Genomic DNA, 24,882 nt, shown 5'->3' on the forward strand with positions numbered 1-24,882 from the left:
TCGCAAAGACGGGCCCTCACTTCGGCTGAACCGTGGATGGGGAACCATGAACACTTCTATCAGTACCGCCTACAACTACAAGGTGGTCCGCCAATTCGCCATTATGACGGTGGTGTGGGGCATCGTCGGCATGGGGCTCGGGGTTTTTCTCGCCGCCCAGTTGGTCTGGCCCGAACTCAACTTCAATCTGCCATGGACCAGTTTCGGCCGGTTGCGCCCGCTGCACACCAACGCGGTGATCTTCGCCTTCGGCGGCTGCGCGTTGTTCGCCAGTTCGTTCTACTCGGTACAGCGTACCTGCCAGACTCGATTGTTTGCGCCGAAAATCGCCGCGTTCTGCTTCTGGGGCTGGCAACTGGTGATCCTGTTGGCGGCGATCAGCCTGCCGCTGGGTTACACCAGCTCCAAGGAATACGCCGAACTGGAATGGCCGATCGACATCCTGATCACCATCGTCTGGGTGGCTTACGCCATCGTGTTCTTCGGCACGATCATGCAGCGCAAGACCAAGCACATCTATGTCGGTAACTGGTTCTTCGGTGGATTCATCATCACCGTGGCAATCCTGCATATCGTCAACAACCTGGAATTGCCGGTGAGTCTGACCAAGTCCTACTCGCTGTACTCCGGTGCGACCGATGCCATGGTGCAGTGGTGGTACGGCCACAACGCCGTAGGCTTTTTCCTCACCGCCGGTTTCCTCGGAATGATGTACTACTTCGTGCCGAAACAGGCCGAACGCCCGGTGTATTCCTATCGCTTGTCGATCGTGCACTTCTGGGCGCTGATCACCCTGTACATCTGGGCCGGTCCCCACCACTTGCACTACACCGCGCTGCCGGACTGGGCACAGTCGCTGGGTATGGTGATGTCGCTGATCCTGCTGGCGCCCAGCTGGGGCGGGATGATCAACGGCATGATGACCCTGTCGGGTGCCTGGCATAAGTTGCGCAGCGACCCGATCCTGCGTTTCCTCGTGGTGTCCCTGGCGTTCTACGGCATGTCGACCTTCGAAGGGCCGATGATGGCGATCAAGACGGTCAACGCCCTCTCCCACTACACCGACTGGACCATCGGCCACGTTCACGCCGGCGCGCTCGGCTGGGTGGCAATGATTTCCATCGGTGCGCTGTACCACATGATCCCGAAAGTCTTCGGCCGCGAGCAGATGCACAGCATCGGCCTGATCAACGCGCACTTCTGGCTCGCCACCATCGGCACCGTGCTGTACATCGCCTCGATGTGGGTCAACGGCATCGCCCAGGGCCTGATGTGGCGCGCAGTCAACGAGGACGGCACGCTGACCTACTCCTTCGTCGAAACCCTGGTGGCCAGCCATCCTGGCTTCATCGTGCGACTGGTGGGCGGCGCGATCTTCCTCAGCGGCATGCTGCTGATGGCTTACAACACCTGGCGCACCGTGCGGGCCTCGCAGCCTGCCGAAGCCGTCGCTGCCGCGCAGATCGCCTGAGGAGTCCGCCATGAAACACGAAACAATCGAGAAAAACGTCGGCCTGCTGATGTTGCTGATGGTGTTCGCCGTGAGCATCGGCGGCCTGACCCAGATCGTCCCGCTGTTCTTCCAGGACGTGACCAATAAACCTGTGGAAGGCATGAAGCCCTACACCGCGCTGCAACTGGAAGGTCGCGACATTTACATCCGCGAAGGCTGCGTCGGTTGCCACTCGCAGATGATCCGCCCGTTCCGCGCCGAAACCGAACGCTACGGCCATTACTCGGTGGCCGGGGAAAGCGTGTGGGATCACCCGTTCCTCTGGGGCTCCAAGCGCACCGGGCCGGACCTGGCGCGAGTCGGCGGGCGCTACTCCGAAGACTGGCACCGCGCGCACTTGTACAACCCGCGCAACGTGGTGCCGGAATCGAAGATGCCGGCGTATCCATGGCTGGTGGCCAACCCGCTCGACAGCAGCCACACCGAAACCAAGATCCGCGCCATGCGCACCCTCGGCGTGCCGTACACCGACGAAGACATTGCAGGCTCAGTCGCTTCGCTCAAGGGCAAGACCGAGATGGATGCGCTGGTTGCCTACCTGCAAGTGCTCGGCACTGCCATCAAGAGCAAGAGGTGAGTCATGGTCATTGATATGAGCACAGGCCTGATCCGCGGCCTCGGCACAGTCGTGGTGTTCGTGGCCTTCGTCGGCCTGACACTGTGGGTGTTCAACAGCAAGCGCAATCCGCAATTCGCCGAAGCGCGCCTGCTGCCATTCGCTGACGAGCCGCAACCCGAAACTACCCAAGAATCTGCAACAACAAGGAGTGCCCGGCCATGACCACCTTCTGGAGTGCGTGGATCTGCGTACTGACCATCGGCAGCCTGATCGGCCTGACCTGGCTGCTGATCGGCACCCGCCGGGGCGAAACCAAAGGCAGCGTCGACCAGACCATGGGCCACAGCTTCGACGGCATCGAGGAGTACGACAACCCGCTGCCGCAGTGGTGGTTCATGCTGTTCGCCGGCACCCTGGTGTTCTCGGTCGGCTACCTGATTCTTTATCCGGGCCTGGGCAACTGGAAAGGCATCCTGCCCGGTTATGAAAACGGCTGGACCGGCGTGCACGAATGGGAAAAGGAGATGAGCAAGGCGGACGCCAGATTCGGGCCGATCTTCGCCAAATTCGCGGCAATGCCGGTGGAAGAAGTAGCGAAAGACCCGCAAGCGCTGAAAATGGGCGGACGCCTGTTCGCCTCCAACTGCTCGGTGTGCCACGGCTCGGATGCCAAGGGCGCGTTCGGTTTTCCCAACCTGGCTGACAGCGATTGGCGCTGGGGCGGCAATGCCGAGACCATCAAGACCACCATCATGGGCGGTCGCATGGCGGCCATGCCGGCCTGGGGGGAAATCCTCGGTGAAGCTGGCGTGAAAAACGTCGCCGCGTACGTGCGTCACGAATTGGCCGGCCTGCCGCTACCAGCCGACAGTGGCGCCGATGTGCAAGCCGGACAGCAACTGTTCAGCACCACCTGCGTAGCCTGTCATGGGGCAAACGGCCAGGGCACTGAAGCCATGGGCGCGCCGAATCTGACGCACCCGGCCGGTTTTATCTACGGTACCAGCCTGGCGCAACTGCAACAGACTATTCGCCATGGCCGCCAGGGCCATATGCCGGCGCAAAACGAATTGCTGGGCAACGACAAGGTGCAATTGCTGGCCGCTTATGTGTACAGCTTGTCCCACGGAGTCGGCACCGAGCGTTTGCAGGCACAAGGCAAAAGCGAATAATTTTTCACCGCTCTGCTGCCGCATTCTGCGGAATGCGGCAGTTCCCTGCCTCTTTGCGACCCATTGTCGCACCCTCCCGTTCCCCTTCCTTTCGGTTCACCAGATTCGGGTCTAAGCTTCCTCGGTGCGGACTGGCATGAGTCGGTTCCAGGTCGATTTTACCCGATGTGTTCGACGATTCTGTTCGATGACAGGCCGCAAAGGCTGGTAGATACCGGCTGTCGCGCAAATTGCCGTCTGTCCCTCGATCGTTGCGTTTGAACACACCCCGTTACATCTGACTTGAACCCCTCGCCTTTTTCATCCGCTGCGACATTTTGTCAGAGGGCAATTTTGTCCTTACGCGGCGCATGGAAAGGCCGCAGAATCAGGTTTTGAAAGCATTGACCCAGGTCATGGCGCGTTGCAATGACCCCCCGCTTTCTCCATACTTGCGGCCGATTTTTACTCCTAATAAAACACCCAAACCGTGGAACCTTAGAATGAGCACAGCAATCAGTCCGACTGCTTATAACTATAAGGTAGTCCGCCAGTTCGCCATCATGACGGTGGTCTGGGGGATCCTTGGCATGGGGCTTGGTGTCTTCATCGCCTCACAGCTCGTATGGCCGGAATTGAACTTCGGTCTGCCGTGGACGACTTTTGGACGCTTACGCCCGTTGCACACCAACCTGGTGATTTTCGCCTTCGGTGGTTGTGCTCTGTTTGCCACTTCTTATTACGTCGTGCAGCGAACCTGCCAAACGCGACTGATCTCCGACAGCCTCGCGGCCTTCACCTTCTGGGGTTGGCAAGCGGTGATCGTCGGCGCGATCGTGACCTTGCCGATGGGTTTCACCACCACCAAGGAATACGCGGAACTGGAATGGCCCCTGGCTATTCTGCTGGCTATCGTCTGGGTCACCTACGGTCTGGTGTTCTTCGGCACCATCGTCAAGCGCAAGACCAAGCACATCTATGTCGGTAACTGGTTCTACGGTGCCTTCATCGTCGTGACTGCGATGCTGCACATCGTCAACCACATGTCGCTGCCGGTCAGCCTGTTCAAGTCCTACTCGGCCTACTCGGGTGCGACCGACGCGATGATCCAGTGGTGGTACGGCCACAACGCCGTGGGCTTCTTCCTGACCACTGGCTTCCTGGGGATGATGTACTACTTCGTGCCGAAGCAGGCCGAGCGTCCGATCTACTCCTATCGCCTGTCGATCGTGCACTTCTGGGCGCTGATCACCCTGTACATCTGGGCCGGTCCGCACCACCTGCACTACACCGCACTGCCGGACTGGGCTCAGTCCCTGGGCATGGCGATGTCGATCATCCTGCTGGCTCCGAGCTGGGGCGGCATGATCAACGGCATGATGACCCTGTCGGGCGCCTGGCATAAGCTGCGCACCGACCCGATCCTGCGTTTCCTGGTCGTGTCGCTGGCGTTCTACGGCATGTCGACCTTCGAAGGCCCGATGATGGCGATCAAGACCGTCAACTCGCTCTCGCACTACACCGACTGGACCATCGGCCACGTACACGCCGGCGCCTTGGGCTGGGTAGCGATGATCTCGATCGGCGCCATCTACCACATGATCCCGAAACTGTTCGGCCGTGCACAAATGCACAGCACCGGTCTGATCAACGCGCACTTCTGGCTCGCGACCATCGGTACCGTGTTGTACATCGCTTCGATGTGGGTCAACGGCATCACCCAGGGCCTGATGTGGCGTGCAATCAACGACGACGGCACCCTCACCTACTCGTTCGTGGAAGCGCTGCAAGCCAGCCACCCTGGTTTCATCGTTCGTGCCCTGGGCGGCGCGTTCTTTGCCAGCGGCATGCTGTTGATGGCCTACAACGTGTTCCGTACCGTTCGTGCCTCGGACCCGGCTGAAGCTGAAGCCGCCGCCAAGATTGCTGTAGTTGGAGCTCACTGATGAAGCATGAAGCAGTCGAGAAGAATATTGGCCTGCTGGCCTTCTTCATGGTTATCGCCGTCAGCATCGGCGGCCTGACCCAGATCGTTCCGCTGTTTTTCCAGGACGTTACCAACAAGCCGGTCGAGGGCATGAAGCCTCGTACCGCCCTCGAACTGGAAGGCCGCGACATCTACATCGCCAACGGTTGTGTCGGCTGCCACTCGCAGATGATCCGCCCGTTCCGTGCTGAAACCGAACGCTACGGCCACTACTCGGTCGCCGGTGAAAGCGTCTGGGATCACCCGTTCCTGTGGGGTTCCAAGCGTACCGGTCCGGACCTGGCCCGTGTCGGCGGTCGTTACTCCGATGACTGGCAGCGTGCGCACTTGTACAACCCGCGCAACGTGGTGCCCGAGTCGAAAATGCCGGCCTACCCGTTCCTCGTGGAAAACAAGCTCGACGGCAAAGACACCGCCAAGAAAATGGAAGTCTTGCGCACGCTCGGCGTCCCTTACACCGACGAAGACATCGCCGGCGCCAAGGATGCCGTGAAGGGCAAAACCGAAATGGACGCGCTGGTGGCCTATCTGCAAGGCCTGGGCACCATCATCAAAAGCAAACGGTGATTTGGATGGATATCGGGATGATTCGTGGCCTGGGCACCGTTGTTGTGATGGTGGCCTTCATCGGTCTGGCGTTGTGGGTATTCAGCCCCAAGCGCAAGTCGGAGTTTGAAGACGCGACCTTGCTGCCTTTCGCGGATGATCCCGAAGCCATCAAGCACGTCGAGCAAGCTTCTAGGAGTAACAAAGAATGACTACGTTCTGGAGTCTGTACGTCACAGTCCTCAGTCTCGGCACCATCTTCGCCCTGACCTGGCTGCTGCTGTCCACCCGCAAGGGCCAGCGCGCCGAGCAGACCGACGAGACGGTCGGCCACTCCTTCGACGGGATCGAGGAGTACGACAACCCACTGCCGAAATGGTGGTTCATGCTGTTCGTGGGCACCATCATCTTCGCCCTTGGCTATCTGGTCCTGTACCCGGGCCTGGGTAACTGGAAAGGCCTGTTGCCAGGTTACAACTACCTGGATAACGAGAAGCAGACCGCGTTCGCCAACGGCCAGACCGGCTGGACCGGCGTCCACGAGTGGGAAAAGGAAATGGCCAGGTCGGACGCCAAGTTCGGCCCGATCTTCGCCAAGTTCGCTTCCATGCCAATCGAAGAAGTCGCCAAGGACCCTCAAGCCCTGAAGATGGGTGGCCGCCTGTTCGCCTCCAACTGCTCGGTCTGCCACGGTTCCGACGCCAAGGGCGCTTATGGCTTCCCTAACCTGACCGACGCCGACTGGCGCTGGGGCGGTGAAGCGGCAACCATCAAGACCACCATCATGGGCGGCCGTCACGCCGTGATGCCGGCCTGGGCCGAAGTGATCGGCGAACAAGGCGTCAGCGACGTTGCCGCTTACGTGTTGACCAGCCTCGATGGCCGCAAACTGCCGGAAGGCGCCAAGGCTGACCCGGTTGCCGGCCAGAAGCTGTTCGCCGCCAACTGCGTGGCTTGCCACGGTCCGGAAGGCAAAGGCACCCCAGCCATGGGCGCCCCTAACCTGACTCACCCGGCAGCGTTCATCTACGGTTCGAGCTTCGCTCAACTGCAGCAGACCATCCGTTACGGCCGTCAGGGCCAGATGCCTGCGCAGGAACAGCTGCAAGGCAACGACAAGGTTCACCTGCTGGCCGCTTACGTCTACAGCCTCTCTCACGGTGAGAAAGCGCCGGTGGCAGACGCCCAGTAAGGCAAACGCTCGATGCAACAAAAAAGGCCCCGCCAGTGATCTGGCGGGGCCTTTTTCATGGGCGACTGGCGAAAATTGATTTCACCGGCACTTTCGCTACAAGCTTGCGGTTATGCCACTGGTTGTTTTCGACCAGATCGACCTGCAGTTGCTTGCGATCCGCGGAAAAACTGGCAATCAGATAGGTCTCCTGGGAAGCGCTGCCACTGAGGAAAACGGGCACGTTCCCCCTATAGGACATGGAGCCGCCGTTTTCATGAAGATGACCGGCGAATATGGCCGTCACCTCATATTTTGCGATCATATCCCTGAAACGACTTTCCTGACTCCAGTCACCCTGCCAGTCATAGGGTTTATGCATGTTGATAATGATCGCATAACCTTGGACCCGGGCGGTTCGCAAATCATTTTCAAGCCAATCCAGTGCAGCGGTAATATTAAAAGTTGTAGGATTCAGGGGATGGGAAATTTTGGTTGAGTAAGTCGGCTCATTATTAAGCTGGACCAGATGAACCTCCCCTATATTTTTGGAATAGGCAAGACTGCCCGAATACGTCTTATCGAACAAAAAGCCCGTAATCTTCAAATCGAAGTCATCTACCTTGCCGGCATGATGCTCTTGATATTCAACAATACTGCCCGCCGCACAACTATTAGTAAAACAATCATCGACATTATTCTGATAGTCATGATTACCCAAGCCGTACAGATAGTCTTTATTAAAGTACTTCTGCAGCGTCGAATTGATATACGAACGCTGCCAACCGTGACCAAACGCCGTCATGTCACCGTTGATCATCAACGGCACCTGCGACTGACCGCCCATCTTGCTTCTGAAATCCGCAATACTCGCGAACTGGGTCTCCACCAGCCATTTGGCACGCTGTTCAAACTCTTTGTCGGATTCATATTCCTCACTGTCCGTTTTATCCGTCCACGGATACTGCGGATCAGACGCGAAGACCATATGAATAGGTGTACCTTCATTTGAATGTGCGATAGATGCCAGCGACAGGATCCACATGCATGCGAATAACTTCGCACCTTTTACAATGCTCATAGAATTCCATTCCCGTAATATTAGATAGGCACGCCGTTATTTAACAACGACACGCCAGAACAACTTATTCCAGAAAATAAAAAACCGCAAACATCAAACAGTGGGCAATTCAGTTAATATATTTCCGACTTGCTTATAACAACTGACGGCGTTGCTTTCGCCAGGAGCGTAGGACTCCCGTACAGGGAAACGTAATGCGCGCCCGGCTGAAGCGCCACCGCGTCATACCGCCTTCGATGCCAGGATTTTGCCGGTCGATGCCACCGTAGCGCTCGAATGAGCTCGCCGCCCCCTCAAAACCGTCCATAATTCACAAGTCAATTGATTCAAGTCATTACACTGTCAGTTGATTTCCACCAACGTGACCAAAGGTCGCACCCTTGAGTTAGAGCTACAGGCGTATCATTGCGCCACTGCAACACCTCTTTTTGACCGCGGTCGGCACGTACTGACCGGGGCATTTTTCCACTGCCGTGGGATGCAATGATGAGCAATCAGATTCCGGTACACGACGTCACTCCACCTGCCAAGAACGCGAACAACAGCGTCGACCTCTACGCCTCTCGAGAAAAGATCTACACCCGCGCCTTCACCGGCCTGTTCCGCAACCTGCGGATGACGGGTGGTGCCGCACTGTTTCTGCTGTATTTCGGCACGGTGTGGCTGAGCTGGGGCGGTCATCAGGCCGTCTGGTGGAACCTGCCGGAGCGTAAGTTCTTCATTTTTGGCGCGACCTTCTGGCCCCAGGATTTCATCCTGCTCTCGGGCATTCTGATCATCAGCGCCTTCGGCCTGTTCTTCATTACCGTGTATGCCGGTCGGGTCTGGTGCGGCTACACCTGCCCGCAAAGCGTCTGGACCTGGATCTTCATGTGGTGCGAAAAGGTCACCGAAGGCGACCGCAACCAGCGCATCAAGCTCGACAAGGCGCCGATGAGCGCCAACAAATTCCTGCGCAAATTCAGCAAGCACACGATGTGGCTGCTGATCGGTTTCGTGACCGGCATGACCTTCGTCGGCTACTTCTCGCCGATTCGTGAACTGGTGATCGACTTCTTCACCGGTGAAGCCGATGGCTGGTCGTATTTCTGGGTCGGTTTCTTCACCCTCGCCACCTACGGCAACGCCGGCTGGTTACGCGAACAGGTGTGCATTTACATGTGCCCGTATGCACGCTTCCAGAGCGTGATGTTCGACAAGGACACGCTGATCGTCTCCTACGACCCGCGCCGTGGCGAAAGCCGTGGCCCGCGCAAGAAAGGCATCGACTACAAGGCTCAGGGCCTGGGCGATTGCATCGACTGCACCATGTGCGTCCAGGTCTGCCCCACCGGCATCGACATCCGCGACGGCCTGCAAATCGAATGCATCGGCTGCGCGGCCTGCATCGACGCCTGCGACAGCATCATGGACAAGATGGATTACCCGCGCGGCCTGATCAGCTACACCACTGAGCACAACCTGTCGGGGCAAAAAACCCATAAACTGCGCCCGCGCCTGATCGGCTATGCCCTGGTGTTGCTGACCATGATCGCGTTGCTGGTGACCGCGTTCTTCATGCGCTCGCTGGTCGGTTTCGATGTCAGCAAAGACCGCGTGCTGTACCGTGAGAACGCCGAAGGCCGGATCGAAAACGTCTACAGCCTGAAGATCATGAACAAGGACCAGCGCGACCACACCTACGTGCTCGAAGCCACCGGTCTGCCGGACCTCAAACTGCAAGGCAAGCGCGAGATCAAAGTCGCGGCCGGGGAAATTTTCAGCCAGCCGGTCGAGTTGTCCAGCTCACCGGAGCAACTGCCGTCGAGCACCAACGAGGTGAAATTCATCCTCAAGGATGCCGATGACGCCAGCGTCCACGTTGAAGCCAAGAGCCGATTCATCGGCCCACAAATTCGTTGAGAGAAGTGATCATGCCCGCAGCAACTGCCGCAAGTCCCTGGTACAAGCACCTTTGGCCGTGGATCATCATCGCCATCCTGGCCTGCTCGGTGACCTTGACCCTGTCGATGGTGACCATCGCGGTGAATCACCCGGACAACCTGGTCAACGACAACTATTACGAGGCCGGCAAAGGCATCAACCGCTCCCTGGACCGTGAACTGCTGGCCCAGACTCTGCAGCTGCGTGCCAGCGTGCATCTGGATGAGCTGACCGGCGAAGTCGACCTGCGCCTGAGCGGCAACAGCACACCTGCAACCCTTGAACTGAACCTGATTTCGCCGACCCAGCCGGAGAAGGATCGCAAGATCACCCTGGCCCGCAGCGAAACCGAACAGGGCCGCTACATCGGCCAGCTGAGCGACAAGGTTGAAGGCCGGCGCTTTGTTGAATTGTTGGGTGTGCAGGACGACAAGACCTGGCGCATGTTCGAGGAAGAACAGGTCAGCCATGCCAAGGATCTGTTGCTGGGTGATGAGCCGCTGCAAGGCGCCGAAGACCTGAAGAAGTAAACCAGACCTCTGATCGTTCCCATGTTCTGCGTGGGAACGCAGCCAGGGACGCTCCGCGTCCCAGCCGAAGCGGACGCGGAGCGCCCGGGGAGGCATTCCCACGCAGAGCGTGGGAACGATCATCGGACCATACACTGTGAAAGCTCCATGACCACTCCAACCCCCTGCTACCACTGCGCCCTGCCCGTGCCGGCCGGCAGCCGCTTCACCGCCGCCGTCCTCGGGGATACCCGCGAGTTCTGCTGCCCGGGGTGCCAGGCGGTGGCCGAGGCCATCGTGGCCGGTGGGCTGGAAAGTTACTACCAGCATCGCAGCGAAGCCTCGGCCAACCCCGAAGCCTTGCCGGTGCAGTTGGTCGACGAGTTGGCGCTGTATGATCGCGCCGATGTGCAGCAACCCTTTGTCCGCCACGAAGGCGAACTCGCCGAAACCACCCTGTTGATGGAAGGCATCAGTTGCGCCGCCTGCGGCTGGCTGATCGAAAAACATCTTCGCAGCCTGCCGGCAGTGGCCGAGGCGCGCCTGAACCTGTCCAACCATCGCCTGCACGTGCGCTGGGCCGACGCGCAATTGCCGTTAAGCCAGGTGCTCAGCGAATTGCGCCACATCGGTTACGCAGCTCACCCTTATCAGGCCGACCGTGCCAGCGAACAACTGGCCAGCGAAAACCGTCTGGCCCTGCGCCAACTCGGGGTCGCTGGGTTGCTTTGGTTCCAGGCAATGATGGCGACGATGGCCACCTGGCCGGAATTCAACATTGACCTCAGCCCCGAACTGCACACCATCCTGCGTTGGGTCGCGTTGTTTCTCACCACGCCGATCGTGTTCTACAGCTGCGCGCCGTTCTTCAAAGGGGCGATGCGCGATCTGCGCACCCGGCACCTGACCATGGACGTCTCGGTGTCGCTGGCAATTGGCAGTGCCTATATCGCCGGGATCTGGACCTCGATCACCGGGGTCGGCGAGCTGTATTTCGATGCGGTGGGAATGTTTGCGCTGTTCCTGCTGGCTGGGCGCTACCTGGAACGCCGCGCCCGGGAACGAACCGCCGCCGCGACCGCACAACTGGTTAATCTGTTGCCCGCCTCCTGCCTGCGGCTGAGTGCCGACGGCCAGAGCGAGCGGATTCTGCTCAGCGAGTTACGCGTGGGCGATCAGGTGTTGGTGCACCCCGGTGCGATCCTGCCGGCCGACGGCAAGATCCTCGACGGTCAGTCGAGCATCGACGAATCCCTGCTCACCGGCGAATACCTGCCGCAACCACGGACCCAGGGCGACGCTGTCACCGCCGGCACCTTGAACGTCGAGGGTGCGTTGACCGTGGAAGTCCTGGCGCTGGGTCAGGACACGCGCCTGTCGGCCATCGTCCGCCTGCTGGATCGCGCCCAGGCCGAAAAGCCACGGCTGGCGGAAATCGCCGACCGCGCCGCGCAGTGGTTCTTGCTGCTGACGCTTATCGCAGTGGCCGCCATCGGCCTGCTCTGGTGGGAGCTGGATTCATCGCGAGCGTTCTGGATTGTCCTGGCGATGCTGGTTGCGACCTGCCCGTGCGCCTTGTCCCTGGCCACGCCGACCGCCCTTACCGCCGCCACCGGCACGCTGCACAAACTGGGGCTTTTGCTGACGCGCGGCCATGTACTGGAAGGCTTGAACCAAATCGACACGGTGATTTTCGACAAGACCGGCACCCTCACCGAAGGTCGACTGGCCTTGCGTTCTATCCGGCCGCTTGGGGCACTGGCCAGCGATCAATGCCTGGGCCTCGCCGCCGCCCTGGAAAACCGTTCCGAACACCCGATCGCCCGGGCCTTTGGCCGTGCGCCGCTGGCTGCCGAAGAAGTCCACAGCACGCCGGGCCTGGGCCTTGAAGGCTTGGTCGGCGCGCAACGCCTGCGCATTGGCCAACCGGGTTTTGTCTGCGAGCTCAGCGGTGCTCAAGTGCCGATGATGCCCGATGAGCCCGGCCAATGGCTGCTGCTCGGCGACAGCCAGGGACCACTGGCATGGTTCGTCCTCGACGACCGTTTGCGCGCCGACGCCCCCGCCCTGCTGGCGGCCTGCAAGGCTCGCGGCTGGCGCACCTTGCTGCTGTCCGGCGACAGCTCGCCGATGGTCGCCAGCGTCGCCGCCGAACTGGGCATCGACGAGGCCCGTGGCGGTTTGCGTCCGGACGATAAATTGCAGGTGCTGCAACAACTGCACCAGGAAGGTCGCAAGGTGTTGATGCTCGGTGACGGGGTCAACGACGTGCCGGTGCTGGCCGCCGCCGACATCAGCGTGGCGATGGGCTCGGCCACCGATCTGGCAAAAACCAGTGCCGACGCGGTGTTGCTGTCGAACCGCCTCGACGCGCTGGTGCAAGCTTTCAGCCTGGCCCGTCGCACCCGTCGGGTCATCATCGAGAACTTGCTGTGGGCAGCGCTGTACAATGGCCTCATGTTGCCATTCGCCGCCCTCGGCTGGATCACTCCGGTGTGGGCCGCGGTCGGCATGTCCATCAGTTCGTTGACCGTGGTGTTGAATGCTTTGCGCCTGACTCGCCTGCCGAGCGCGCCAGCCACCAGCGCCACGCCAGAAACCCGCCCGCTGCCGGCCTGAGCCGTGCGGGCATGGAGTCCAGATGCCAGCTCTCTACGTGATGATCCCGGCCGCGCTGCTGATCGTGGCCATCGCTGTCTACATCTTCTTCTGGGCGGTCGACAGCGGTCAGTACGACGACCTCGACGGCCCGGCCCACAGCATCCTGTTCGACGACCAGGACCCGAAGCATACGGCAGCGGTCGACGAGGCCAGCGGCCATCCGGCCAAGCCGGACGACAAGGCGCCACCCCATGCTTGAGTTGGCGCCACTGCTGGTCTCTGCGCTGATCCTCGGCCTGCTCGGTGGCGGCCATTGCCTGGGCATGTGCGGCGGTTTGATGGGCGCGCTGACCCTGGCGATCCCCAAGGAACAGCGCAGCCGACGCTTCCGCTTGCTGCTGGCCTACAACCTGGGGCGGATTCTCAGCTACGCCGCGGCCGGCCTACTGATCGGCCTGGCTGGTTGGGCCGTGGCCAATAGCCCGGCGGCGATGTTCATGCGCATCCTCGCCGGGTTGCTGCTGATCGCCATGGGGTTGTACCTGGCCGGCTGGTGGAGCGGCCTGACCCGCATCGAAAGTCTGGGTCGCGGCCTGTGGCGGCATATCCAGCCGGTGGCCAACACACTGTTGCCAGTGTCGAACCTGCCCCGCGCCTTGCTGCTCGGCGCGCTGTGGGGCTGGCTGCCGTGCGGGCTGGTTTACAGCACATTGCTGTGGTCGGCGAGTCAGGGGAATGCGCTGGACAGTGCGTTGCTGATGCTGGCGTTTGGGTTGGGCACCTGGCCGGTGCTGCTCGCCACAGGCCTGGCGGCCGAGCGGGTCACGGCGTTGTTGCGTAAACGCAGCGTGCGCATGACCGGCGGCTTGTTGGTGATGGTCTTCGGCATCTGGACCTTGCCGGGGCCGCATCAGCATTGGCTCATGGGGCATTAGATCCCTCGCCACAAAAACTATCGCTATCGCCAATCACCGTTGATGCAAATCAAGATGCCCATCAGCCGCACCCCCTAGACTCGCCGACACTGCCAGCCTATCCGGGGGAATGCCCGCATGCTCGACGCCATTCGTTGGGACACAGATCTGATCCGCCGTTACGACCTGGCGGGGCCACGCTATACCTCGTATCCGACGGCCGTGCAATTCGACAGCCAGGTCGGCACCTTCGACCTGTTTCATGCCCTGCGCGACAGCCGCAAGGCGCTGCGACCGTTATCCCTGTATGTGCACGTGCCGTTCTGCGCGAACATCTGCTACTACTGCGCCTGCAACAAAGTCATCACCAAGGACCGTGGCCGTGCCCTGCCCTATTTGCAGCGCCTGGAACAGGAAATCCAGCTGATCGCCTGCCACCTCGACCCCATGCAAAAAGTCGAGCAACTGCATTTTGGCGGCGGCACACCGACCTTTCTCAGTCACGATGAACTGCGTCAGCTGATGGCCCGGCTGCGCAAGCATTTCAATCTGCTGAACGACGATTCCGGCGACTACGGCATTGAGATTGACCCGCGCGAGGCCGACTGGTCGACCATGGGGTTGCTCCGGGAACTGGGCTTCAACCGGGTCAGCATCGGCCTGCAAGATCTCGACCCGGCGGTACAGCGGGCGGTCAATCGCCTGCAAAGCCTGGAAGAAACCCGCGCGGTGATCGACGCCGCCCGGACTCTGCAATATCGCTCGATCAACATCGATCTGATCTACGGCTTGCCGAAGCAGACGCCCGAGAACTTCGCCCGCACCGTCGACGAAGTCATCAGCCTGCAACCGGACCGGCTCTCGGTGTTCAACTACGCCCATCTGCCAGAGCGCTTCATGCCGCAACGGCGGATCAACAGCAACGATCTGCCGGCACCGGCGCAGAAACTGGAAATGCTCCAGCGCACCATCGAACAACTGACGGTCGCCGGTTACCGCTACATCGGCATGGACCACTTCGCCCTGCCCGATGATGAACTGGCGATTGCCCAGGAAGAGTCGACCTTGCAACGCAACTTCCAGGGCTACACCACCCACGGTCATTGCGATCTGATTGGTCTGGGGGTATCGGCCATCAGCCAGATCGGCGACCTGTACTGCCAGAACAGCAGCGACCTGAGTCAGTACCAGAACGCTTTGGCGTCCGCGCAACTGGCCACCAACCGTGGCCTGCTGTGCAATGCCGACGATCGCTTGCGCAGGGCGGTGATTCAGCAACTGATTTGCCATTTCGACCTGGAATTCGCGGAAATCGAGCAAGCCTTCAACATCGATTTTCGGGGTTACTTCGGCGAGCTCTGGCCACAGCTGCAGGACATGGCCAAGGACGGGTTGATCGAGCTCGACAATGAACGGATCACCGTACTCCCCGCAGGCCGACTGCTGGTGCGCTCGGTGTGCATGGTGTTCGATGCATACTTGGAACACACCAATCGCCAGCGCTTTTCACGAGTGATCTAATGCCTTGCGGTTAAATTGTCGCAGGCTGGCCCGAACGTCCTCCCGTGGGTTACCCTTACGGCTTATGTGTGTTTTCCCACAAGGATCAAAGAAATGTCCGAGCCAGTTAAACTGCGCGCTCATAACCAGGCCCATTGCAAGGATTGCAGCCTGGCCCCTCTCTGCCTGCCACTTTCTCTGAATCTGGAAGACATGGATGCGCTGGACGAAATCGTCAAACGTGGTCGCCCGCTGAAAAAAGGCGAATTTCTGTTTCGCCAGGGCGACACGTTCGATTCCGTTTATGCAGTACGCTCCGGCGCCCTGAAGACTTTCAGCCTGAGCGATGGCGGCGAAGAACAACTCACCGGCTTCCATCTGCCGAGTGAACTGGTCGGTCTGTCGGGCATGGACACCGAAAAGCACCCGGTCTCGGCGCAAGCCCTGGAAACCACTTCGGTGTGCGAGATCCCGTTCGAGCGCCTCGACGAACTGGCCCTGCAACTGCCACAACTGCGCCGCCAGTTGATGCGCGTGATGAGCCGCGAGATTCGTGACGATCAGCAAATGATGTTGCTGCTGTCGAAGAAGACCGCCGATGAGCGCATCGCCACCTTCCTGGTCAACCTCTCGGCCCGTTTCCGCGCCCGGGGCTTCTCGGCCAACCAGTTCCGGTTGAGCATGTCGCGCAACGAAATCGGCAATTACCTGGGCTTGGCGGTGGAAACCGTGTCTCGGGTGTTCACGCGCTTCCAGCAAAACGAACTGATCGCCGCCGAGGGTAAGGAAGTGCACATCCTCGACCCGATCCAGCTCTGCGCCCTGGCCGGTGGCTCGATCGAAGGCTGATCCTCGCGACGGCGGCTGAGCGAAACGGTTCAGCCGCCGTTATACTGCGACGTTTGCAGCCCGCCAGGACACTTCGACGATGGTCATCGACTCCTTCGACATCAAATCCCTGATCCGCCCCGTGATCGACTTTCCCTAGCCGGGCGTGATCTTTCGCGACATCACCCCGCTGTTCCAGTCGCCCACGGCCCTGCGCCTGGTGATGGACAGCTTTGCCCATCGCTACGTCGAGGCCGACTTCACCCACATTGGCGCCATGGACGCGCGCGGGTTCCTGATCGGTTCGATATTGGCGTATCAGCTGAACAAGCCATTGGTGCTGTTCCGCAAGCAGGGCAAATTGCCCGCCGATGTGCTGGCCGAAGGTTACGCGACCGAATACGGCGAAGCCTTCCTTGAAGTCCACGCCGACAGCCTGTGCGAGGGGGATTCGGTGGTGCTGTTCGATGACCTGATCGCCACCGGCGGCACGCTGATTGCGGCGGCCAACCTGGTTCGGCGCATGGGCGCGCGGGTGCATGAAGCGGCGGCGATCATTGACTTGCCGGAGCTGGGTGGTTCGCAACGGCTGGAAGACATGGGGATTGCTACTTTCTGTCTGACGCAGTTTGCGTTGAGCGATAAGTAAGGCAGCGCCTGGAAGGCGTCAGCCCAGACAGCACCGTTACAGCGAAATCGGCTTACGCCCTGCAAACGAATGCGCCAATGTCCCGCCATCCACCAGTTCCAGCTCGCCACCCAACGGTACGCCGTGGGCAATGCGCGAGGCAATCAGGCCCTTGTTGCTGAGCAACTGGGCGATGTAATGCGCCGTGGCCTCGCCTTCCACCGTCGGGTTGGTGGCGAGGATGACTTCGGTAAACGTGCCCGCCTCTTCGATCCGCGCCATCAGTTGTGGAATGCCGATGGCTTCCGGCCCCAACCCGTCCAGAGGCGACAAGTGGCCCTTGAGCACGAAGTAGCGACCGCGAAAACCGGTCTGCTCCACCGCGTACACATCCATCGGACCTTCCACCACACACAGCAAGGTGTCGTCGCGGCGTGGATCGGCGCATTGCGGGCACAGATCGTCTTCGGTCAGCGTGCGGCACAAACGGCAGTGGCCCACCCCTTCCATGGCCTGGCTCAGCGCCTGGGCCAGTCGCGAACCGCCGCTGCGATCGCGCTCAAGCAGTTGCAACGCCATGCGCTGGGCAGTTTTCTGACCCACACCCGGCAAAATTCGCAGGGCATCGATCAGTTGGCGAATCAAAGGGCTGAAGCTCATGGGGAAAAGTCCGACATAACAACGAGACGCGGTTTATACCCGCGCGTCTGTTTAGCGTCAAATAGCAGCGCCAATTACTCAGTCGGCGCCACCCGCACCACCAGCTTGCCAAAGTTGCGTCCTTCCAGCAGGCCAATAAATGCCTCGGGCGCGTTCTCCAGGCCGTCGACCACATCTTCACGGAATTTCACCTTGCCGTCACGCACCCAAGGCGCCATGGCGCTGATGAACTCTGGCTGACGGTCGCCGTAGTCGTCGAACACAATAAACCCCTGAATCCGCACACGCTTGGTCAGCAGCGTGCGCTGCAATTGTGGCAAGCGATCCGGCCCGGTCGGCGCTTCATGGGCATTGTAGGAAGCGATCAGACCACAAAGAGGAATCCGCGCCTTGGGGTTGAGCAGCGGCAACACCGCATCGAACACTTTGCCACCGACGTTTTCAAAGTAGATGTCGACGCCTTTGAAGCAGGCCAGCGCCAACTCGTCGGCGAAGTCCGGGCGCTTGTGGTCGATGCAGGCATCGAAGCCCAACTCCTCGACCACGTAGCGACATTTTTCCGCACCACCGGCCACGCCAACCACCCGCAGGCCTTTGAGCTTCGCCACCTGGCCGACCACCGAACCCACCGCGCCGGACGCGGCCGCCACTACCAGGGTTTCGCCCTCTTTGGGTTGGCCGATGTCCATCAGCCCCATGTAGGCGGTCATGCCAGGCATGCCCAGCACCCCCAGCGCCATCGATGGACTTGGCAGCCCGGACGGGACCGGAATGATGTTGCGCCCGTCGCTGATGCTGTGGCTCTGCCATCCCGTGGCGCCGACCACCAGATCGCCCTTCTGGAATTTCGGATTCAGCGAACGCTCGACACGACTGACAGCCCCACCGGTCATTACTTCGCCAATTTCTACCGGTGCCGCGTAGGACGGTGCGTCACTCATACGACCGCGCATGTAGGGATCCAGCGACAGATACAGCGTCTTGAGCAGCACCTGACCGTCGGCCAGATCCGGCAACGCTACCCGTTCCAGACGGAAATTCTCCGGTGTCGGCGCGCCCACCGGGCGAGACACCAGGACGATTCGTTGGTTGAGGGTCAATGCTTGTGGCATGTGAGCGTCTCCTTGATCGATGAATTTCGGCGGTATAGGGAGCAGACCGTTGTGGGGATGGCGCGTTCGATGTTTCTACTTTTCACTGTGGCGAGGGAGCTTGCTCCCGCTGGGGCGCGTAGCGGCCCCACTCTCTACCTGAAAAGAGGGGGACTGCTGCGCAGTCCAACGGGAGCAAGCTCCCTCGCCACAGGGATTGGCAAAAACCAGCCAGAAACAAAAATGCCAGGCGCGATGCCTGGCATTTTTTTAACCCATCCGATGCGCGCTGGCGAATCAGAATGGCAGTTTCATACCCGGTGGCAATTGCATGCCAGCGGTCATGCTGCCCATTTTTTCCTGGCTGTTGGCTTCGATCTTGCGCACGGCGTCGTTGACGGCGGCGGCGAATACAGCCTCCAGCATCTCTTTGTCGTCTTCGCTCAGGCCTTCGACCAGGCTTGGGTCGATGGTCACGCGCTTGACGTCGTGACGACCGGTCATCACCACGGTGACCATATCGCCACCGGCTTTACCGGTGACTTCGGCGTTGGCCAGCTCTTCCTGCATCTTGGCCATTTTTTCCTGCATCTGCTGCGCCTGCTTCATCAGGCCGGCCATGCCACCTTTCATCATGGGAATCACCTCAAAAGTACTTGGATAAAAACAGCGCCCGGCGAGTGCGGCCAAGCGCCTTCAGTTATTAGCCCTGACTGACCAGGGCCTCGACAGGTTCAATAGTATCGTGACGGACCACCGCCCCGAACTGCTGCATCATTTGCTGGATGAACGGATCGCCATGGATCGACTCCTCGGCCTCGCGCTGACGGTCGGCCCGACGCCGGGACGCGGCCTGGGCCGGGGTTTCCTGCTCAGGCTTGATCAGCTCGATGCTCAGGGTCAGCGTGCGCCCGTGGTGCTGGTTCAGCGCATCGTTGAGGCGACGTTGTTGCGTCGCGTTGAACAGGGCGCTGTGAGCCGGGTCCAGATGCAACAGCCAATTGTCGCCATCGACGGCGATCAGCGTGCAGTTGGCGGCAATGCTGCCGGTCATGCCAGACACTGGCAGTTTCGGGAACAATTCCAGCCATTGCAGGGCCAGGCCGGTGGCCGGCATCGCGGCCGGTTCAGGCTCGGGCTGCGCCGCAGGTTCGGCGGTGTGCTCACTGGCCAGATCGTCGAGGTAGCTGTAGGCCGAATCCATGTCCGGCTCGATATAGTCCTCGTCCAGCGGCGGCTCGTCATCCAGGTCGATGCCTGGCGTGGCGGCATCGACTTCGGCCACGGACGGTTCCGGAATCGGCGCAGCGGCCCACTCAGGCGCATCCGGCACCACGCTGTCCGGTGTCGGCATGGGCATCGGTGGTAATTCGGGTTGTTCGCCGGCCGTCTCCAGCATCGGCTCGACGGCGGGCAGCTGGACAACCTCAGACTCTACCGGATCGTTCCAGGGCAGATCGACGACTTCTTCGACCGCTACGGGCTCGACCACTGGCTCGGGCTCAGGCACCGCCACCGGCGCGACGGGCTCAGGCGCAACGGCCGGGACAGGTACTGGTGCAACCACGGGCGCCACTGGAACCGGTGCCACGGCCGCAGCGACTACCGGCGCAACAATCGGCGCGGCAGCCACTGAGTTTGCGGAATCAACTGTGGCCTGGCTGATCCCCACTGGCTTTAGCGGTTGCCTCGGAGCGTCCTCGGTGTCTGCCGGCCTGAATGCGAGCATTCGCAGCAGGACCATTTCGAAACCGCCGCGCGGATCCGGTGCCAGCGGTAAATCCCGGCGACCAATCAGGCCCATCTGGTAATAGAACTGCACATCTTCGGCCGGCAGGGCCTGGGCCAGCGCCAATACGCGATCGCGGTCGCCATGGCCGTTGTCGACGCCTTCAGGCAGGGCCTGGGCGATGGCAACACGGTGCAACACGTTGAGAATTTCCGAGAGCACGCCGTTCCAGTCCGGGCCTTGCTCGGCCAGATGGCGCACGGCCTCAAGCAATGCCTTGGCATCGCCTTCGATCAGCGCATGCAGAACGTCATAGACCTGGCCGTGATCGAGGGTGCCGAGCATCGCCCGCACGTCGGCGGCCAGAACCTTGCCTTCACCGAAGGCGATGGCCTGGTCGGTCAGGCTCATGGCATCGCGCATCGAACCGTCGGCGGCGCGACCCAGCAGCCACAGCGCATCGTCTTCGAACGGCACGTTCTCGACGCTCAGCACATGGCTCAGATGCTCGACCACCCGCTCAGGGGTCATGTTCTTCAAGGAGAACTGCAGGCACCGCGAGAGAATCGTTGCAGGAAGTTTCTGCGGATCGGTGGTAGCCAGGATGAACTTGACGTAGGGCGGCGGCTCTTCGAGGGTTTTCAACAGCGCATTGAAGGAATGGCTGGAAAGCATGTGCACTTCGTCGATCAGGTAGACCTTGAAGCGCCCGCGGCTCGGCGCGTACTGCACGTTGTCGAGCAGTTCGCGGGTGTCTTCGACCTTGGTCCGGCTCGCGGCGTCGATCTCGATCAGGTCGACGAAGCGGCCTTCATCGATTTCGCGGCACACCGAGCACTCGCCACAGGGCGTCGAAGTGATACCTGTTTCACAGTTCAGGCATTTGGCGATGATCCGCGCGATGGTGGTCTTGCCAACCCCGCGGGTACCGGTAAACAGGTAGGCGTGGTGCAGCCGCTGGCTGTCCAAGGCATTGATCAGAGCCTTGAGCACATGGGTCTGGCCGACCATTTCGCGGAACGAGCGCGGACGCCATTTACGTGCAAGAACCTGATAACTCATCGAAAACCGTCGCAGCGAAGGAAGCAGAAGCGGCTAATGCTAGCGGAGCAAGGCCAAAATTGCATCCGGTGCGCTCGTCTATTCTGGCTAAGCTGCACTTTGAGGAGCTTTTATCAGCTCAGGTTTGAGCCGTACCGGAGCATTTATGCACTTTGCCTTGGGGGCACTGCTATTAGTCAGCCTGAGCGTCGCGGCCGCCGAAGTGCCGTTGCGCTTTGTCGTGCCGGACAGCTGGGCCATGCCCTTGGTGCAAATCGAGCGCGACCGGCCGGCAAGGCCCACCCGACTCTGTCAATCCAACGGACCTGCCACAACAGTCGATCGGCACCGTGCTCGGCTATAGCTACCCGACCCTGCAACCGCTGTTCGACGCCGACCGGCTGCACCGCGAGGACGCACGCAATCAGGAACAGGTGCTGGAAAAGCTGCTGGCTGGACGCTATCGCTACGCGGTGAGCAACCGATGGACCCTGGACTGGTTCAACCAGCGCCTGCTGCCCGACCAGCAACTGAAAAGCGTAGCGCTGGTGCAGGAACAGCCTATCAGTTGTTACGTGCGCAATGACCCGAAAGTGCCGGTACAACGCATTTTGCGTACGTTGCAGCAAATGAAAACGTCGGGGGAGATCAGTGACCATCCGGCTCTATACCGGTAACCCGACCCCGTAGCAACTGCCGAAGGCTGCCATATAGAGCGAGTCAGGCTATTTGATCGAGTGCCTGCCATTGCGACGGGGCAACAAACCCCGCCACCCAGGCCGGCACCTCGGAGGGCGGCATCGGACGGGCGATGAAATAGCCTTGAGCGACTTCGCACCCCAGCCGCAACAACAACTCACCGTGCTCAAGGCTTTCCAGCCCCTCGGCAATCACCTGCCGACCGAATGCCCGGGCCAGGCCAATCACCGCCGTGGTCAGGGCCAGGTCATCCCGGTCATTCAGAATGTCACGCACAAATGACTTGTCGATCTTGATAGTCTGGGTGCGTAAACGCTTGAGATAACTCAGGGACGAATAACCGGTGCCGAAATCACCCAGGGAAAACTGCACCCCCAACGCCTGACAGGCCTGCAAACAGGCGCTGACATGCTGGATATTCTCGATCGCCACCGACTCGACGATTTCCAGGTCGAGCATCCGCGGGGCAACCTGAGCATGCCGAGCGAGTACCTGTCTGAGCCGGTCGACGAAATCCGCGCGCTGAAAATGTCGCGCCGCGATGTTGATACTGATCGGCCAGCCCTGCCCCGCTTGTTGCCAGCGGTGCAACTGCGCCAGCACCTGGTCCATCACCCATTCGCCGATATCGATGATCAGGTCGGTATCCTCCACCAGCGGCAAAAACTCCCGGGGCGGCACCATGCCGTTTTGCGGGTGCTGCCACCGCAACAAGGCCTCGAAACCCACGACCTCACCACGGCGCATGTTCACCTTGGGCTGAAAGTGCAGGCGAAATTCACCGGAGACCAGCGCCTGACGCACCCGCTCGACGGTCTGGTGCGTGGCTTTGACCTCTTGATCCCGGGACACATCGAACAGATGAAAGCGGTTTCGCCCGCGCTGCTTGGCCACATACATCGCCTGGTCGGCGTGGCGCAGCAGGGTTTCGGCATCTTCGTTGTCATGGGGAAACAGGGTGACGCCGATACTGGCAAACACATTGATGTCCTTGCCGTGCAGTGTGTAAGGCGCCGAGATCGCCCCCAGCACGCGACTCAACGCCGCGCGCAATTCCGGCACATCACGCACGTAACGCAACACCAGCACGAACTCGTCACCGGCCAATCGCGCCACCACATCTTCGCCGCGCACAATGTCACGCAGACGCTTGGCCACTTCCACCAGCAACATATCGCCACTGGCGTGACCGTAGCCGTCGTTGACCGCTTTGAACCCGTCGAGGTCAAGCATGCACACTGCCAGCGGAATGTTTTCCTGCCGGGAAAACTCCAGCGCCTGATCCAGCAAATCCGACAGGAACGCGCGATTGGGCAGCCCGGTCAGCACGTCATGCCCGACCCGCCATTGCAGGGATTGCAGTAATTGACGTTTTTCGCTGATGTCGAAACGAATCGAGAGGTATCGGTCGACGAGCCCGGTGGTGTCGTCGAGCACCGGCACCATGGTGCTGTCGACCCAATACAACCTGCCATCCTTGGCGCGATTACAGATTTCGCCCTTCCAGACATTGCCCAGAGCAATGGTGCGCCACATGGCAGCGAAGAAATCGGCGGAATGCAGGCCGGAGTTCAGCAGGCGATGGTTTTGCCCCAGCAATTCCTCGCGGCTGTAGCCGGACACGACGCAGAACTGATCGTTGACGTAAGTAATCCGGCCGTTGAGATCAGTCTCGGAAAAAATTGCGGCGGCATCCACGGCCCTGCGGTATTTCTCATCCATGAGTGAGGCTCACTGTCGCTAGCGGAGGTACCGCTCGACCAGTGCAAGATGCCCGGAAGAGATGTTTTGAGACGTACAGCGCAGAGACACGTTATCACTCCATGAACAGCATTTGATGGCCCCTGGACCGCCGAAGATCAACTAGTCTCGGGCAAGGTAGCAACACCGACTCTGGTAACATTTCGCGAGGGTTTCAGACCGCCAACGACTTCTCTGCACACCCGGCAAGGGAAGACAATGCTGGCTGTTTCATATCGCCTAAACTTCAGACAGCAGATCACCAAAACCCCCTCCGAAGCGGCGATTCTACGAAATGCATCACATTTTGCAAAGCAAGGTGATGGATCATGCAGTTGCCTAATGCAAAAATCTATCGTTAAGTTCTTGATTCTAAATGGGAATTGAGCGATGCAAATTTCAAGTTTGGGTCCAGCCATCCGACGCTACCGCAAGGTCGCAGGGCTTACTCAGGCTGAACTCGGCGAAAAAACCGGTTTTGACCCCAAAACCATCAGCCGCTTCGAAACTGGCACCTATACCCCCAGCGTGGAAGCATTGTTCCTGCTTGCCGACGTGCTGGGTGTGAAGCTGAAAGCCTTTTTCGCAGATCTAGGCGACGAGGATGAACAGCGAGCGTACCTGTTCAGCGTCATACACAAAGCCACCCCGAAGGATCTGGGAAAGCTGATCGCAGCGGTTGACCAGGCCTTGTCCAAGCCTTGATGCTTACAATCAAAAAAAGGAGGCCGACCTGTCGAATACGACAGATCGGCCTCCTTTTTTATATCCCGCTGTTTCATTCGGAAACGACGAAAAGCCGCCCTGGATGAGCTCCATGGCAGGGAAAGCAAAACAGTATTTTTAGATAGAAAACACGAAAGAGGGTTCGTGTTGCGTTATGGAGGCAACCCCACCAGCCACACCCCGGCACACAATGTTCCCGCTGTGGCTGCTTCCTTCCGGATCTGACCAGGTTCACGGGTAATCGTTGCGGGGGGACCGATGGGGTCACCATAACGACGCTCACCT

General features: G+C 60.2%; 22 protein-coding genes, 1 other RNA gene and 2 pseudogenes. 18 read left to right on the top strand and 7 right to left on the bottom strand.

Going from position 1 to position 24,882, the window contains the following annotated elements; all coding sequences use genetic code 11:
• Window positions 1-46 precede the first annotated feature (46 nt).
• The 8 genes from ccoN (PSH69_RS19740) to ccoP (PSH69_RS19775) all read left to right on the top strand — a co-directional run bounded on the left by ccoN (PSH69_RS19740) (window position 47) and on the right by ccoP (PSH69_RS19775) (window position 6,948).
• Window positions 47-1,471: a cytochrome-c oxidase, cbb3-type subunit I gene (gene ccoN, locus PSH69_RS19740; RefSeq protein WP_007942213.1), complete on the top strand. Its 1,425-nt coding sequence runs from the start codon at window positions 47-49 to the stop codon at window positions 1,469-1,471.
• Window positions 1,472-1,481: 10 nt separating this feature from the next.
• Window positions 1,482-2,090: a cytochrome-c oxidase, cbb3-type subunit II gene (gene ccoO / locus PSH69_RS19745; protein ID WP_007942211.1), complete on the top strand. Its 609-nt coding sequence runs from the start codon at window positions 1,482-1,484 to the stop codon at window positions 2,088-2,090.
• A gap of 3 nt (window positions 2,091-2,093) precedes the next feature.
• Entirely contained in the window at window positions 2,094-2,294 is a 201-nt protein-coding gene (locus PSH69_RS19750; RefSeq protein WP_018925303.1) for a cbb3-type cytochrome c oxidase subunit 3, read from the top strand.
• Complete coding sequence (ccoP, locus tag PSH69_RS19755) at window positions 2,291-3,244, top strand: cytochrome-c oxidase, cbb3-type subunit III (RefSeq protein ID WP_111454685.1); 954 nt, start codon at window positions 2,291-2,293, stop codon at window positions 3,242-3,244. Before PSH69_RS19750 ends, ccoP (PSH69_RS19755) begins: the two co-directional genes overlap by 4 nt.
• Window positions 3,245-3,726: 482 nt before the next feature.
• On the top strand, window positions 3,727-5,169 hold the full coding sequence (gene ccoN / locus PSH69_RS19760) for a cytochrome-c oxidase, cbb3-type subunit I (RefSeq protein ID WP_019579901.1): 1,443 nt from the start codon (window positions 3,727-3,729) through the stop codon (window positions 5,167-5,169).
• On the top strand, window positions 5,169-5,777 hold the full coding sequence (ccoO, locus tag PSH69_RS19765) for a cytochrome-c oxidase, cbb3-type subunit II (protein ID WP_018925301.1): 609 nt from the start codon (window positions 5,169-5,171) through the stop codon (window positions 5,775-5,777). Before ccoN (PSH69_RS19760) ends, ccoO (PSH69_RS19765) begins: the two co-directional genes overlap by 1 nt.
• 5 nt (window positions 5,778-5,782) lie before the next feature.
• The gene (locus PSH69_RS19770) at window positions 5,783-5,968 is read left to right on the top strand and encodes a CcoQ/FixQ family Cbb3-type cytochrome c oxidase assembly chaperone (protein WP_003175465.1); all 186 of its coding nucleotides are present in this window, start codon (window positions 5,783-5,785) and stop codon (window positions 5,966-5,968) included.
• Window positions 5,965-6,948 carry a cytochrome-c oxidase, cbb3-type subunit III gene (gene ccoP, locus PSH69_RS19775; RefSeq protein WP_018925300.1) on the top strand — a complete coding sequence of 328 codons (984 nt, stop codon included), beginning with the start codon at window positions 5,965-5,967 and terminating at the stop codon, window positions 6,946-6,948. Before PSH69_RS19770 ends, ccoP (PSH69_RS19775) begins: the two co-directional genes overlap by 4 nt.
• Before the next feature lie 55 nt (window positions 6,949-7,003).
• On the opposite strand, the gene PSH69_RS19780 is transcribed toward ccoP (PSH69_RS19775), so the two are convergent.
• Window positions 7,004-8,008: a metallophosphoesterase gene (locus PSH69_RS19780; protein WP_305409530.1), complete on the bottom strand. Its 1,005-nt coding sequence runs from the start codon at window positions 8,006-8,008 to the stop codon at window positions 7,004-7,006.
• A 486-nt stretch (window positions 8,009-8,494) separates the two neighbouring features.
• Here PSH69_RS19780 and ccoG point away from each other — a divergent pair, with 486 nt between their 5' ends.
• The 8 genes and pseudogenes from ccoG to PSH69_RS19820 all read left to right on the top strand — a co-directional run bounded on the left by ccoG (window position 8,495) and on the right by PSH69_RS19820 (window position 16,932).
• A complete protein-coding gene (gene ccoG, locus PSH69_RS19785) occupies window positions 8,495-9,910 on the top strand; it encodes a cytochrome c oxidase accessory protein CcoG (protein WP_007933370.1) in 1,416 nt (471 codons plus the stop codon).
• A gap of 11 nt (window positions 9,911-9,921) precedes the next feature.
• Window positions 9,922-10,461, top strand: coding sequence for a FixH family protein (locus tag PSH69_RS19790; RefSeq protein ID WP_105339584.1), 540 nt, complete (start codon window positions 9,922-9,924; stop codon window positions 10,459-10,461).
• A gap of 147 nt (window positions 10,462-10,608) precedes the next feature.
• Complete coding sequence (locus tag PSH69_RS19795) at window positions 10,609-13,059, top strand: heavy metal translocating P-type ATPase (RefSeq protein WP_305409531.1); 2,451 nt, start codon at window positions 10,609-10,611, stop codon at window positions 13,057-13,059.
• Window positions 13,060-13,081: 22 nt separating this feature from the next.
• Window positions 13,082-13,300 carry a cbb3-type cytochrome oxidase assembly protein CcoS gene (gene ccoS / locus PSH69_RS19800; protein WP_019579896.1) on the top strand — a complete coding sequence of 73 codons (219 nt, stop codon included), beginning with the start codon at window positions 13,082-13,084 and terminating at the stop codon, window positions 13,298-13,300.
• Window positions 13,293-13,976: a sulfite exporter TauE/SafE family protein gene (locus PSH69_RS19805; RefSeq protein ID WP_007933361.1), complete on the top strand. Its 684-nt coding sequence runs from the start codon at window positions 13,293-13,295 to the stop codon at window positions 13,974-13,976. Before ccoS ends, PSH69_RS19805 begins: the two co-directional genes overlap by 8 nt.
• 117 nt (window positions 13,977-14,093) lie before the next feature.
• Window positions 14,094-15,476 (top strand): oxygen-independent coproporphyrinogen III oxidase, encoded by a 1,383-nt coding sequence (hemN, locus tag PSH69_RS19810; protein ID WP_305409532.1) that lies wholly within the window; start codon window positions 14,094-14,096, stop codon window positions 15,474-15,476.
• A gap of 93 nt (window positions 15,477-15,569) precedes the next feature.
• Window positions 15,570-16,304: a fumarate/nitrate reduction transcriptional regulator Fnr gene (fnr, locus tag PSH69_RS19815; protein WP_258670165.1), complete on the top strand. Its 735-nt coding sequence runs from the start codon at window positions 15,570-15,572 to the stop codon at window positions 16,302-16,304.
• A 79-nt stretch (window positions 16,305-16,383) separates the two neighbouring features.
• Window positions 16,384-16,932, top strand: a pseudogene (locus PSH69_RS19820) (adenine phosphoribosyltransferase).
• Window positions 16,933-16,968: 36 nt separating this feature from the next.
• On the opposite strand, the gene recR reads toward PSH69_RS19820, so the two are convergent.
• The 4 genes from recR to dnaX all read right to left on the bottom strand — a co-directional run bounded on the left by recR (window position 16,969) and on the right by dnaX (window position 21,453).
• Window positions 16,969-17,571 (bottom strand): recombination mediator RecR, encoded by a 603-nt coding sequence (gene recR / locus PSH69_RS19825; RefSeq protein ID WP_007933351.1) that lies wholly within the window; start codon window positions 17,569-17,571, stop codon window positions 16,969-16,971.
• 74 nt (window positions 17,572-17,645) lie between these two features.
• The gene (locus PSH69_RS19830) at window positions 17,646-18,683 is read right to left on the bottom strand and encodes an NADP-dependent oxidoreductase (protein ID WP_305409533.1); all 1,038 of its coding nucleotides are present in this window, start codon (window positions 18,681-18,683) and stop codon (window positions 17,646-17,648) included.
• A gap of 276 nt (window positions 18,684-18,959) precedes the next feature.
• Window positions 18,960-19,298, bottom strand: coding sequence for a YbaB/EbfC family nucleoid-associated protein (locus PSH69_RS19835; RefSeq protein ID WP_018925290.1), 339 nt, complete (start codon window positions 19,296-19,298; stop codon window positions 18,960-18,962).
• Between the two features lie 67 nt (window positions 19,299-19,365).
• Window positions 19,366-21,453: a DNA polymerase III subunit gamma/tau gene (gene dnaX / locus PSH69_RS19840; RefSeq protein ID WP_305409534.1), complete on the bottom strand. Its 2,088-nt coding sequence runs from the start codon at window positions 21,451-21,453 to the stop codon at window positions 19,366-19,368.
• Between the two features lie 145 nt (window positions 21,454-21,598).
• Between dnaX and PSH69_RS19845 the strand changes: the two are divergent.
• Window positions 21,599-22,122, top strand: a pseudogene (locus PSH69_RS19845) (hypothetical protein).
• Between the two features lie 30 nt (window positions 22,123-22,152).
• Here the strand turns inward: PSH69_RS19845 and PSH69_RS19850 are convergent.
• Window positions 22,153-23,853: a bifunctional diguanylate cyclase/phosphodiesterase gene (locus tag PSH69_RS19850; RefSeq protein ID WP_305409535.1), complete on the bottom strand. Its 1,701-nt coding sequence runs from the start codon at window positions 23,851-23,853 to the stop codon at window positions 22,153-22,155.
• A 408-nt stretch (window positions 23,854-24,261) separates the two neighbouring features.
• Here PSH69_RS19850 and PSH69_RS19855 point away from each other — a divergent pair, with 408 nt between their 5' ends.
• Complete coding sequence (locus PSH69_RS19855) at window positions 24,262-24,576, top strand: helix-turn-helix domain-containing protein (protein WP_007933342.1); 315 nt, start codon at window positions 24,262-24,264, stop codon at window positions 24,574-24,576.
• Between the two features lie 185 nt (window positions 24,577-24,761).
• Here PSH69_RS19855 and ffs read toward each other — a convergent pair.
• Window positions 24,762-24,858, bottom strand: an RNA gene (gene ffs, locus PSH69_RS19860) — signal recognition particle sRNA small type.
• Window positions 24,859-24,882 lie beyond the last annotated feature (24 nt).

It is taken from the genome of Pseudomonas sp. FP1740 (genome assembly GCF_030687165.1).
Lineage (GTDB): Bacteria > Pseudomonadota > Gammaproteobacteria > Pseudomonadales > Pseudomonadaceae > Aquipseudomonas.